This is a genomic window from Actinoplanes hulinensis (assembly GCF_019429605.1).
GTDB classification, from domain to species: Bacteria; Actinomycetota; Actinomycetes; order Mycobacteriales; family Micromonosporaceae; genus Actinoplanes; species Actinoplanes campanulatus.
This window is the reverse complement of the sequence record NZ_JAHXZI010000014.1, coordinates 199,954-212,201: the sequence shown is the minus strand read 5'-3', so window position 1 is coordinate 212,201 and position 12,248 is coordinate 199,954. Positions and strand designations below refer to the sequence as shown.

The following is a 12,248-nucleotide window of genomic DNA, read 5'->3' as shown; positions in this document are numbered from 1 at the left end:
GGGTCACGCCGGCGAACCGGTAACAAAGCGTCACCCCAGCAAACCGTTGACGATCGCGGTGATGCCCCGGCGGTGGGTGTCGCGGGCGTTGAGCTCGGCCCAGCGCCCGGCGACCGCCGCGAGCCGGGGATGCGTGTCCACGGTCAGGGCGGCGACCGTCTCGTTCTCGCCGACCCGGCCGTGGCGGGCGACCCGGATCACCAGGTCGCCGACGATGTAGAACCAGATCGTCCGGTAGACGAAGACGGCGTCGTCGCCGGAGCACCCGTGGTCGGCGGCCGCGCCGATCATCGCCTCCACGATCCACAACGCGGACGGGCCGATCAGATCCTTGCCGGTCAGCACCTCGACGATCCACGGCCGTTCCGCGAGCAGCTCGTAGAGCAGCACCGACGCCTCGATCAGCCGCTCCCGCGGATCGTCCGGGAACGAGGGGCGCGGCATGGCCCGCGCCTGCGACTCCATCACGTGCACGAGCAGGTCGTCCTTGTCGCGCACGTGGTGGTAGACGGCCATCGGCGCGCTGCCCAGGTCGGTGGCGAGCCGCCGCATCGACAGCTTCTCCAGGCCCTCGGTCTCGAGGATGCGGGTGGCCGCGGCGACGATCGCGTCCAGGGACAGGCGCGCCGGCCGGCCGGCATTCGGGGGCATCGCCCCATCCTCGCGGATGGGGCGATGCGTCAGCCGTTCAGGGCCCGCTTGCGGTAAGTGCAGTCGTTCGTAGTTCGGCACGCCGACGAAGTCGTCGTCGGCGCCTACCTGGGTGACAGCGATCTGCGGCGGCGGCCGATGCGGGTGCTCTCCGACGACGCCGAGCGCCGCCACCGGGAGACCCTCGACGTCCGGGACCCGGACCGGCTGTTCACCGGCTACCTGGCGTGGCCTTCAACTCGGCGGCCAGCGCGTCGAACCGGGCGAACAGCCAGCGGTGCGCCGGGTCGGCCAGCCGGTCCCGGCCGTACCAGTAGCCCTCGGCCAGCAGCACCTCACCGAACGGCGGCTCGATCACCGTGATCGGGCCGCCCGGCGCCAGGTGCAGCCGGGCCAGCCGTTCCGGCACCACCGCCACCATCTCGGTGCCCTCGATGACGAACGCCAGCGGCAGGAACCCGGGCACCTGCAGGACGATCCGCCGGTCGATGCCGTGCTCGCCGAACACCCGGTCGACCGGGGTGAGGATGCCCGGCCCGAACGTCGCCACGGCGTGCGGCAGCTCGGCCAGATCGGCCAGGGTCAGGCCGCCGCCGGCCAGCCGGGGATGCCGCCGGTCGGCGATCAGCACCATCCGGTCGCGCCACAGCATCCGCCGCTGCCCGGGGAACCCGAAGCCGAGCGGCGCGACCAGGGCGTCGAACTCCAGCAGGGTCCGCGACGACGTACGCGCCTTCGGCCCGATCCGCTCGATCGACAGCCGCACCCCGGGAGCGGCAGCCCGCAGCAGCCGGACCAGCGGCTCGTGCAGCACGGCGATCGCGTAGTCGCTCATCGCCAGCCGGAACGTCCGCTCGCTGGTGGCGGCGTCGAAGTGGTCCTCCAGCTCCAGGGCGCGGGCGATCAGCCGGACCGCCCGCTGCACCTCCGGCAGCAGGTCACGGGCGAACGGCGTCAGCTCGTAGTCCCGGCCGGCCCGGACCAGCAACTCGTCGTCGAAGCGGCGGCGCAGCTTGGCCAGGGCGGCGCTCATCGCGGGCTGGCCCACCTCGAGGCGTGCCCCGGCCCGGGTCACGTTGCCCTCCTCCAGCAGGACACGCAGGAACAGCAGCAGGTTCAGATCGGTGCCGCCCAGCGTCATGGCCGGAGGTTACCCCGGCGGCTCGTCCACCAGCACCCGGTTCACCGGCCGGCGCGGGGTGTGCCCGGCGACGCCGCCGTAGCCGATACGCAGCACCATCTGCGCCGGCCGGCGGGTGAGCAGCGCGCGGATCTCCGGCACCTCGACCGGCTGGCTGATCGGGGTGGCGGCCAGGCCCAGCCAGGTGGCGGTCAGCAGCACCCGTTGCAGCGCCTGCCCGGCGCACAGCCGGTCCGCGTCGGTGTCGCCGTCGGTGGCCAGCACCAGCACGGTCGGGTGCGGCTCGAACGCCACGGGCGCCCGGGCCACCGCGAGGGTCCCGGCGCCGTCGCGGACCGGCATCACCCCGAGAGCATCGCCCGGCCCGTACGCCCACGCCGGCACCCCGTCGTGGCGGGCCGCCCGGCCGGTCCACCGGCTGATCTCGGCGGCGTAGTCGTCGCGTTCGCGCAGCCGCTGGTCGGCGACACGGGCCAGGCCCAGGATCGCGTCCCGGCCGGCGGGGTCGGCGACGGTCAGCACCGCGCCCTCCCGCTCGGCGGCGTCGCGCAGCTTCTCGATCGCGCCGGCCGGCACCGCGACCCGCGCGAACGGCCACCGGTTGGTGTGCCGGTACGGGATCGCCGCGGCCAGCGCCTCGGTCGTCGCGTCGACGGCCACCGGCCGGCCCGCGGTGACCCGGGCGGCCGGCGCCGGCTCGTCCGGGCCCGGCAGCAGCTCACAGCGCACCTGGTAGCCGGCCCGCCGGATCGCCAGGCGCAGCGTGAACACCGCGGCGCCGACGCTGATCAGCTGTTCGCGGCCGTCCGGGTCGGTGACCGGCAGGCGGCGGCCCGGGTCGGCGTACACCTCGACCGCCGGCGGCACGATCCGGAACCGCCAGGGCTGGCTGTTGTGCAGCGACGGCGCGGTGGTGGCCGACCGCACGCAATCGGTGAGAACCCTGCGCGACGGTGGGGCGAACGGCGTGGTCATCGGGCAACCCCCTTCCGACAGTGGCGGCCGGCCCGGCCGCGTCCCCTCCACGAGACCGCGAACCGGGTCCCGCCCACCAGGGCCGGAGGTCCCGGCACCGTCCCGGCCGGCCGGTACAGTGCGCTCGGGAGGGGATGTCCGGTGAAGGAGCGGTTGCGTGAGGTCGACGCGAACCTGCTGCTGTCGCTGCACGCCCTGATCGAGGAGCGCAACCTCACCCACGCCGGTGAGCGGACGACGATGAGCCAGTCGGCGATGAGCAGCGCGCTGACCCGGCTGCGCCGGCACTTCGGCGACGAGCTGCTGGTCCGGTCCGGCCGCGGCTTCGACCTGAGCCCGCTGGCGCAGCGTCTTCGGCCGGCCGTGGCCGAGGCGGTGGAGGCCGCCGAGGCGCTGCTCGGCACGCAGCGGGAGTTCGACGAGGCGTCCAGCACCCGCCGGTTCACCGTCAGCATGTCGGAGTACGCGATGACCGTCCTCGCCGAGCCGCTGATCCGCCTGGTGGCCGAGCAGGCGCCCGGCTGCTCGGTCGCGCTGGACACCCTGGAGGGCCCGCATCCGGGGACCCGGCTGATGCGCCGGGATCTGATCATCGGGCCGCTCGGGTTCGCGTTCCCCGGCCAGACCCAGCCGGTCTTCACCGATCACCTGGTGTGCATCGTGTCCCGCGACAACCCACGGCTCAAGGACGGCGAGCTGAGCGCCGCCGACCTGAGCGTGATGGCGCACGCGGTGGCCGAGTTCTCCGCCGCGGGCGAGCTCAAACGGCCACTGGAGATCATCCTGGAGCGGTCCGGGCTCGCCGGCCGGACCGTGCTGGTGCGGGTCACCAGTCTGCTGACGCTGCCGTACGCGGTGGCCGGCACCGAGATGTGCGCGTTCGTGCCGTCCCGGCTGGCCCACCGCTGCCTCGGCTTCCTGGACCTGGCGATCGCGTCGACGCCGCTGGACACCGTCCGGATCACCGAGGCCGCGCACTGGCACGCCGGCCGGGAGAAGGATCCCGGCGTGGCCTGGCTGCGCCGGCTGCTCTACGACGTGGCGGTCGCGGTCGAGACCGAACCGGCGGACCAGCCGGGCGAGCGGTGACGCCCCGTTTCCGGCATGGCAGGGATCGCTGCTCATGCGGACGCTGGCGCCCGAGGTGCTGGCGCCGGGGCACGGCGGCCGCTGAATCCCGGCTGGCTCTCAGCGCTTGATCAACGGCCTCGGGACAGCGCTGGGAGCCGGCCGGGAGCTACGGCAGTACGGGCGCGCGCAGGGTGCGGTCGAGGTGGGCGAGGGCGGCGGTCACCTCGGCCGGCAGGTCGGCGCCGGTCAGGCCGTGGTCGGCGCCCGTGACCAGGCGCAACGTGACGGGCGCGCCGGCCGCGTGGAGCCGGTCGTACAGTTCCCGGGTCTGTCCGGCGGGCACCACCCGGTCCTCGTCGCCGTGCACGAGCAGCATCGGCGGCGCGGCGGCGGACACGTAGCTGACCGGGCTGGCCGCGGCCGCCGCGGCTGGCAGTTGCTGGACCGGGCCGCCGATGAGCAGGCTCTCCGGCGAGTCGGCGGCGTCGTGGTCCTGGGTGCCGCGCGGGTGGTTCTGGGCGGCCATGCTGAGCAGGTTGCCGGGCCCGTACCAGATGATCGCGCTCTGGATCGCGTCGGAGACGCCGAGGATGCCGACGTCGCCGACCAGCGTGGGGTCGTCGCCGGTGAGCGCGAGCATCGAGGCGAGGTGGCCGCCGGCGGATTCGCCCCAGGCGCCGAAGCGGCCCTGGTCGAGGCCGAGCGCCGCGGCGTGGTGGCGCAGCCAGCGGACGGCCGCTTTGACGTCGTGCAGCTGGGCGGGCATCTTGGCTTCGGCGCTGAGCCGGTAGGTGACGCGCGCGACGGCGTACCCGTTCTCGAGGAGCCGTTCGGTGATGCGGCCGTGGGCGAGCATCGGCGCTTCGCCCTTGTTGCCGAGCAGCCAGGCGCCGCCGTGGATCCAGATGAGCAGCGGGTGCGGGCCGCCGCCGGAGGGCCGGTACAGGTCGAGGGTGAGCGCGCGGACGCCGGGCATCCAGCCGAATCCGGCGTCCCGCCAGATCAGGTGGCCGTTCTCGGTGACCGGTTCGGGTACGCCGTACATCCGTGGATCGTTCTGGTGCGGTGGGAACAAGAGATCGCCTCCTCTTCGGAGAAGGCGACGCTACCCCCGTGAGGCAAAAGAGCGGCGCCGCCCGGTCTGTCCACCGTGCGGCGCCGCAACCCCCTGAAAGGTCTTACTTGCCGCGCCGCTTGTTGAGGATGTCGAGCGCGACGGCGGCGATCAGGACGAGGCCCTTGATCACCTGCTGGTAGGCGGGGTCGGTGCCCATGATGGACAGGCCCATGTTGAGCACGCCCATGATCAGGGCACCGGTGATCGCGCCGGTGATCTTGCCGATGCCGCCGTTGACGGAGGTTCCGCCGATGAAGGCCGCGGCGATCGCGTCCAGCTCGTAGTTGGTACCGGCGGCGGCGATGCCGGCACCGGCCCGGGAGGTGGTGATGACCGCGGCGACGCCGGCGAGCAGGCCCATGTTCACGAAGATCAGGAAGTTGACCCGCTTGGTCTTCACACCGGAGAGCATCGCGGCGGGCAGGTTGCCGCCCATCGCGTAGATGTGCCGGCCGAAGATCGTGTTGTTCATCAGGAACGTGTAGATCAGCACCAGCACGCCGACGATGATCAGCACGATCGGGGTGCCGCCGGCGCTGGACGCGAGCAGGTAGGTGATCGCGCCGATGGCCAGGGCGGACAGCACGAGCTTGCCGGCGAACGCGGCGAACGGCTCGGTGCGCAGGTCCAGCTTGGTCAGCTCGCGGCGGGCCCGCAGCTGGGCGATGGTCAGGCCGGCGAAGGCGAACACGCCGATGAACACCGTGATGCCGTCGAGGTTGCCGAGGTAGCCCAGCGACGCCGGCAGCGAGCCGTTGCTGATGTCGTTGAAGCCGCTGGGCAGGCCGGCGACGGTCTGCTCGAGGATGACGATGGCCAGACCGCGGAACAGCAGCATGCCGCCGAGGGTGACGATGAAGGCCGGGATGCCCGCGTAGGCGACCCAGAAGCCCTGCCAGCAGCCGACCAGACCGCCGATCACGATCGAGATGGCGACCGCGAGGGGCCACGACAGCTCGAAGTCGGTGATCAGGACGGCGCAGATGCCGCCGACGAACGCGACCACGGAACCGACCGACAGGTCGATGTGCCCGGCCACGATGACCATGACCATGCCGATGGTCAGGACGAACACGTACGCGTTCTGCTGGATCAGCGCCGCGATGTTGTCCGGGTTGAGCATCAGCCCGTCGGTCGACCACTGGAAGTAGGCGACGATGACGAGCAGGGCCGCGATCATGCCGTACTGCTGGATGTTCTGACCGAGGTAGGCCTTGAGCGACCCACCGTCGTTCTTCTTGGGGGGCTCGGGCTGTGCCTTCGGCTGCTCGAGCGTGGTGGTGGCGCTCACCGCGTTGCTCCGCTCTTCTCCATGGTCATGTAGCGCATGAGGCTCTCCTGGCTGGCCTCGGCGCGGGGAAGTTGCCCGGTGATCCGGCCCTGGCTCATCGCGTAGATCCGGTCGCAGATGCCGAGCAGCTCGGGCAACTCCGAGGAGATCACGATGACGGCCTTACCGGAGTCCGCGAGCTTGTTGATGATCTCGTAGATCTCGTACTTGGCGCCGACGTCGATGCCGCGGGTGGGCTCGTCGAGGATCAGCACCTCGGGCTCGGCGAAGAGCCACTTGGCGAGCACGACCTTCTGCTGGTTGCCGCCGGACAGCTTGCCGACGACCACGTCCACGCTGTTGGCCTTGGTCTTCATGTCCTTGCGGAACTGCTCGGCCATGACGACCTCGCGGCCGGCGTCGACCACGCCACCGGAGGTGATGCGCTTGAGCTTGGCGGCCGAGGTGTTGCGCTTGATGTCGTCGATCAGGTTGAGGCCGTAGTGCTTGCGGTCCTCGGTGGCGTACGCGATGCCGTGCTCGATGGCCGCGTCCACGGTCTTGATCGACACCGGTTTGCCGTGCAGGAACAGCTTGCCGGAGATGTCGGCGCCCCAGCTGCGGCCGAAGATGCTCATGGCCAGCTCGGTGCGGCCGGCGCCCATCAGCCCGGCGATGCCGACGATCTCGCCGCCGCGCACGTTCAGGTCGGCGTTGTCGACGACGACCCGGCTGCGGTCGGCCGGGTGGTGCACGGTCCAGTTCTCGATCCGCAGCACCTCCTCGCCGATGGTCGGGGTGTGCGCCGGGTAGCGGTTCTCCAGGTCACGGCCGACCATGGCGCGGATGATGCGCTCCTCGGTGACCGGCTCGGCGCCGTGCATGGCCATGGTCTCGATGCTCTGGCCGTCGCGGATGATCGTCGTGCTGTCGGCGATCGCGGCGATCTCGTTGAGCTTGTGCGAGATGATGATCGACGTGATCCCCTGGCCCTTGAGGTGGCGGATCAGGTCGAGCAGGTGCGCGGAGTCCTCGTCGTTGAGCGCCGCGGTGGGCTCGTCGAGGATGAGCAGCTTGACCCGCTTGGAGAGCGCCTTGGCGATCTCCACGAGCTGCTGCTTGCCGACGCCGATGTCCTGGATCCTGGTGTCCGGGGATTCGTCCAGCCCGACCCGGGCGAGCAGGTCGGCGGCCTGCTTGTTGGTCTGCGCCCAGTTGACGACGCCACCGCGTGCCCGCTCGTTGCCGAGGAAGATGTTCTCGGCGATCGACAGGTACGGGCTGAGCGCCAGCTCCTGGTGGATGATGACGATGCCGCGCTCCTCGGAGTCACGGGTCGTCTTGAACCGGCAGGTCTCGCCCTCGAAGACGATGTCGCCGTCGTAGCTGCCGTGCGGGTAGACACCCGACAGCACCTTCATGAGGGTGGACTTGCCCGCGCCGTTCTCACCGCAAATGGCGTGGACCTCACCCCGGGCGACGCCGAGGGTGACGTCCGAGAGCGCCTTGACGCCCGGGAAGGTCTTGGTGATCCCCCGCATCTCCAGGATCGGGGTGGTGTCGTTGGCCATCGCACAACTCGCTTGCTCTCGAGTTCCAAAAGCCGGGCCCCTCGCGGGGCCCGGCTACGGGAGACTTACAGGCCGAGCTTGTCGGCGGTGTAGAAGCCGGAGTCGACCAGCTTGGTCTTGACGTCGTCCTTGGTGACGACGACCGGCGGGAGCAGGTAGGACGGGACGACCTTGACACCGTTGTTGTAGGTCTTCTCGTCGTTGACCTCGACGGTGCCGCCCTTGACGATCGCGTCGATCATCTTGGCGACCTGGTCACCCAGGGAGCGGGTGTCCTTCCAGACGGTCATCGCCTGCTTGTCGGCGAGAACGTTCTTGGTGTTCGCCAGGTCGGCGTCCTGACCGGTGATGATCGGGTAGTCGGCGCCGGTCTTGTAGCCCTTGCTCTCCAGCGACTGCGCGATGCCCAGCGCCAGCGAGTCGTTCGGGGACAGGACGACGTTGACCTTCTTGCCGCCGGTGTAGAACGAGTTCAGGCGGTTGTCCATCTCGGACTGCGCGGTCTCGGTCTTCCAACCCTGGACGGACACGGTGGTCCACTCCTCGTTGGTGGCCGGCTTCTTGCCCGACGGGACGACCAGCTTGCCGCTGTCGATGTACGGCTTGAGCACGTCCCACGCGCCGGAGAAGAAGAACTTGGCGTTGTTGTCGTCGGCGGAGCCGGCGAACGCCTCGAGGTTGAACGGGCCCTTGCCGTCCTTGAGGCCCAGCTTCTCCTCGATGAACTGGCCCTGGAGCTTGCCGACCAGGTAGTTGTCGAAGGTCGCGTAGAAGTCGACGTTCGGGGTCGAGTTGATCAGACGGTCATAGGCGATGACCTTGACCTTCTTCTCGGCGGCCTTCTCCAGCGCCGGCGCCAGCGCGGTGCCGTCGATGGAGGCGACGACCAGAACCTTCGGGTTCTGGTTGATCATGTTCTGGATCTGCGTGATCTGCTGCTCGACGCTGTCGGCGTGCTGCAGCGAGGTCTCGTAGCCCGCCTTCTTGAGGATCTCGTCGAGGTGCGAGCCGTCCTTGTTCCAGCGCTCGAGGCTCTTCTGCGGCATCGCGATGCCGATCAGGTTCGAGGTGGAGGCGGACGAGGCCTCCTCGTCGCGGGTGTTGCTGCAAGCGGAGGTCGCGGCCAGCGAAGCGGCGATCGCGACGGACGCGAGGACCCGGAAGTTCTTGGACACCTCGACGTCTCCTTTCTATAGGGCCCGCGACAACGGCGGGCCACTGAGGCTTCGATTTGTTGCTGGGCACAACATACGGGTAACGCGATCATCTTTCACGCGGGGGTTCGTAACGGCTGCGTAACACTCACCGTGATGAAAACGGGCTTAAGCGCCGTTAGAGCTAACCCAGAGTGACCATCGTATTTGTTGGGCCTGGTGACATAACCGCGCGGGTCCCGAATTACACGGACCGCTATGGTGTCTGCACGACGCGTGAGAGGAGCCGCGATGCATGCCGGAACCGTCCGACGGCGTCACGACACGACCGCGGTCAACCCGCGCGCCACCCACCTGTCACTGGCCCTGCGCCACGTCGCCGAGGCCTCCGGACAGATCTCCCGCGCCGACATCGCCGCCCGCACCGGCCTCAACCGGTCCACAGCTTCCAGCCTGATCGACGAGCTGATCACGGGTGGTCTCGTGAAAGAGACCGGCGCCACCCCGCGCGCCCGCGCCGGCCGCCCCGCCACCGCCCTCGCCCTGCGCGACGACGGCCCCGCCGGCCTCGGCGTCGACGTCAACGTCGACTACACCGCCGTCTGCGTCGTCGACCTCACCGGCGCCGTCCGCTACAAGCACGTCGTCGCCGAGGACCAGCGCGGCCACACCATGACCGAGATCCTCGACCGCATCAACACGCTCTCCCGCGCCGCCCACGCCGCCGCCCACGCCGACGAACTCACCCTCTGCGGCAGCGCCATCGCGGTCCCCGGCATCGTCGACCGCGACCGCGCCACCGTCACCCTCGCCCCCAACCTCGGCTGGCGCGACCTCGCCGTCACCGAGGTGCTCCCCGCCGACGTCCACGGCCTGCTCGACAACGAGGCCAACTTCGCCGCACTCTCCGAACCCGGCCTGCTGCACGCCCGCGCCAGCTACCTCTACGTCAGCGGCCAGATCGGCGTCGGCGCCGGCATCGTCCTGGACGGCCGCCTCTACCGCGGCACCCACGGATGGTCCGGCGAGATCGGCCACCTCACCGTCGACCGCAACGGCCCCCCATGCCCCTGCGGACGCCGCGGCTGCCTCGAACGCTATGCCGGCCAGGAAGCCATCCTGCGCGCCGCCGGCGTCCCCTCCGACCCCGGCACCGCCCTCGGCGTCCGCCCCACCGTCGCCCTCATCGCCGACCGCGCCCGCGCCGACGACCCGGCCACCCTCGCCGCCCTCACCCGCGCCGGCCAGGTCCTCGGCGCCACCCTCGCCGGCTGCCTCAACCTGCTCGACCTCGGCCACGTCGTCCTCGGCGGCATCTACCGCGACCTGGCCCCCTGGATCGCCCCCGAAGTCGAACGCGAGGTCGCCACCCAGTTCCTCGGCGCACCCTGGGCCCGCCCCACCGTCGAAGTCGCCACCTACGGCCCCGAAGCCCCCGCCATCGGCGCCGCCCGCTCGGTCATCCACGACGTCATCGGCGACCCACTGCGCTGGCTCAACCGCTGAAGACCCATTTCCTGTACGGCGTCCGCCGCCCCCGACCGCACCCCCGGCCGTCCCGCCGGCTCCACGCGAGCGCCTGCCCACGCACGCCCGTGCCGCGCCCACCGGGCGCAGATCGGTGGTCCAGCCCCCGGGAAACCCCGTTGAGCCGCCATCCCGGCCCCGCCTAGCGTGTGAACGTGCGCATCCTTCACCTGTCGGACACCCACCTCACCCGCGAGCCCGGCCCCAACCCCACCGGCGTCGACCCCCGCGAATCCCTGCGCCGCATCCTGCACGACTGCCGCCAGATCCCCGGCCTCGACGCCGTCGTGATCACCGGCGACATCGCCGACGACGGCACCCCCGAGGCCTACACCGACGCCCGCGCCATCATCACCGAGTTCACCGGCCCCCGCGGCATCCCCGCCCTGTTCACCACCGGCAACCACGACGAACGCGCCGCCTTCACCAAGATCCTCGGCACCGGCCACCTCGGCCCCGACGGTAACCCCCGGCCCGCCGGCCACCTCGACTCCCCCACCGGCGAACGCGCCGCCACCACCACCATCGCCGGCCACCGCATCGTCACCCTCGACTCGCTCATCCCCGGCAAGGGCTCCGGCCAGATCAGCACCACCCAGCTCGACTGGCTCGCCGGCCTGCTCGCCACCCCGGCCCCCAACGGCACCACCCTGGCCTTCCACCACCCGCCGATCGCCGTCCCCGGCGTCGCCGTCCAGCACCACCTCGGCCTGCGCGACCCCGCCGCACTGGCCGCCGTGATCACCGGCACCGACGTCCGCCTGATCCTCTGCGGCCACTTCCACCTGCAGATCTTCGGCCTGCTCGGCGGCGTACCCACCTGGGTCACCCCCGGCGTCGTCAACCGCATCGACCTGACCGCCGCCCCCGGCACCGAACGCGCCGTCAAGGGCGCCTCCGCCACCCTGGTCGACCTGTCCGTCCCGACCGCCCCGATCCTGCACACCCTGCACGCCCGCGACCCCCACCAGGGCGAGACCGCCTACGAGATGGACACGCCCGCCCTGTCCCGCATCATCGCCGACCTGGCCTGACCAGCCGATGAGTGATCGACCGCCCCGCCGGCAGTTCCTGTCCCACCTGCTCACCCGGGCGCACCCCGGCCACCCCTGGCTGACGACCCGGTGACCACCAGCGGCGCGACGCCAGTGCGGCCAGCCCGGCGCCCGCCGCGTTCAGCAGCACGTCGTCCACCGAGGACACCCGGTCCAGCCTCAGGACATACTGTGCCGCCTCCAGCAGGAACGATGCGGCCGCCGCCAGCGCCAGCACCCGCCACACCGACCGCAACGCCGGGAACAGCAGCGGCCCGAACGCCCCCAGCGCCGCGAACACCAGCATGTTCGCCACCACCTGAACGGTGATCGTCAGCCAGCCGCCCCCGAAGATCGTCACCAGGTCCCGCAGCGGCACCAGGCTCACCCGGCCGGAGACCTCACCGGCCCGGCCGCCCGGCGTCATGATCATCCACACCCACGGCACCGTCCCGTAGACGATCCCGACCTCGGCCAGCGACCGCCGCCACGGCCACACCACACCCGCCGCTCGGCGACGGCGCGCCAGCGACCACACCCCCAGCACCACCAGCGGCAGCACCGCCACCGTGATCGCCACCACCCCGGTGATCGTCCCGAACCAGTCCCCCGCGCTCATGACCGAAACCTAGGCGCGGCCCCGAACCCGGCGCGACCCGGCACACGGAACCTTCACGAAACCATCACGCCGGCCTCGGTCGGAGCCGGGAAGGTGAACTCCTCACTGTGCGGCCCGT

Annotated in this window: 11 protein-coding genes; 3 read left to right on the top strand and 8 right to left on the bottom strand. The window is 71.1% G+C overall.

Annotated elements, in window-relative coordinates:
- Positions 1-30: 30 nt before the first annotated feature.
- The 3 genes from KZ829_RS26180 to KZ829_RS26170 all read right to left on the bottom strand — a co-directional run bounded on the left by KZ829_RS26180 (position 31) and on the right by KZ829_RS26170 (position 2,767).
- Entirely contained in the window at positions 31-651 is a 621-nt protein-coding gene (locus tag KZ829_RS26180) for a TetR/AcrR family transcriptional regulator (RefSeq protein ID WP_220146560.1), read from the bottom strand.
- A gap of 211 nt (positions 652-862) precedes the next feature.
- The gene (locus KZ829_RS26175) at positions 863-1,792 is read right to left on the bottom strand and encodes a LysR family transcriptional regulator (protein WP_220146559.1); all 930 of its coding nucleotides are present in this window, start codon (positions 1,790-1,792) and stop codon (positions 863-865) included.
- A 9-nt stretch (positions 1,793-1,801) separates the two neighbouring features.
- The gene (locus KZ829_RS26170) at positions 1,802-2,767 is read right to left on the bottom strand and encodes an Acg family FMN-binding oxidoreductase (protein WP_220146558.1); all 966 of its coding nucleotides are present in this window, start codon (positions 2,765-2,767) and stop codon (positions 1,802-1,804) included.
- Positions 2,768-2,908: 141 nt separating this feature from the next.
- On the opposite strand from KZ829_RS26170, the gene KZ829_RS26165 reads away from it, so the two are divergent.
- Complete coding sequence (locus KZ829_RS26165; protein WP_220146557.1) at positions 2,909-3,856, top strand: LysR family transcriptional regulator; 948 nt, start codon at positions 2,909-2,911, stop codon at positions 3,854-3,856.
- A 148-nt stretch (positions 3,857-4,004) separates the two neighbouring features.
- On the opposite strand, the gene KZ829_RS26160 is transcribed toward KZ829_RS26165, so the two are convergent.
- From KZ829_RS26160 to chvE, 4 genes are all read right to left on the bottom strand, one after another.
- A complete protein-coding gene (locus tag KZ829_RS26160) occupies positions 4,005-4,913 on the bottom strand; it encodes an alpha/beta hydrolase (protein WP_220146556.1) in 909 nt (302 codons plus the stop codon).
- A 103-nt stretch (positions 4,914-5,016) separates the two neighbouring features.
- On the bottom strand, positions 5,017-6,246 hold the full coding sequence (gene mmsB, locus KZ829_RS26155) for a multiple monosaccharide ABC transporter permease (protein ID WP_220146555.1): 1,230 nt from the start codon (positions 6,244-6,246) through the stop codon (positions 5,017-5,019).
- Positions 6,243-7,796: a multiple monosaccharide ABC transporter ATP-binding protein gene (gene mmsA, locus KZ829_RS26150; RefSeq protein WP_220146554.1), complete on the bottom strand. Its 1,554-nt coding sequence runs from the start codon at positions 7,794-7,796 to the stop codon at positions 6,243-6,245. Before mmsA ends, mmsB begins: the two co-directional genes overlap by 4 nt.
- Before the next feature lie 65 nt (positions 7,797-7,861).
- Positions 7,862-8,971, bottom strand: coding sequence for a multiple monosaccharide ABC transporter substrate-binding protein (gene chvE / locus KZ829_RS26145; RefSeq protein WP_220146553.1), 1,110 nt, complete (start codon positions 8,969-8,971; stop codon positions 7,862-7,864).
- 270 nt (positions 8,972-9,241) lie between these two features.
- On the opposite strand from chvE, the gene KZ829_RS26140 reads away from it, so the two are divergent.
- Both KZ829_RS26140 and KZ829_RS26135 read left to right on the top strand, forming a co-directional pair.
- Positions 9,242-10,456 carry an ROK family transcriptional regulator gene (locus tag KZ829_RS26140; protein ID WP_246636262.1) on the top strand — a complete coding sequence of 405 codons (1,215 nt, stop codon included), beginning with the start codon at positions 9,242-9,244 and terminating at the stop codon, positions 10,454-10,456.
- A 176-nt stretch (positions 10,457-10,632) separates the two neighbouring features.
- Positions 10,633-11,511, top strand: coding sequence for a metallophosphoesterase (locus tag KZ829_RS26135; RefSeq protein WP_220146551.1), 879 nt, complete (start codon positions 10,633-10,635; stop codon positions 11,509-11,511).
- On the opposite strand, the gene KZ829_RS26130 is transcribed toward KZ829_RS26135, so the two are convergent.
- Positions 11,492-12,130, bottom strand: coding sequence for a VanZ family protein (locus tag KZ829_RS26130; protein ID WP_220146550.1), 639 nt, complete (start codon positions 12,128-12,130; stop codon positions 11,492-11,494). The two genes, KZ829_RS26135 and KZ829_RS26130, sit on opposite strands and share 20 nt — an antisense overlap.
- Positions 12,131-12,248 lie beyond the last annotated feature (118 nt).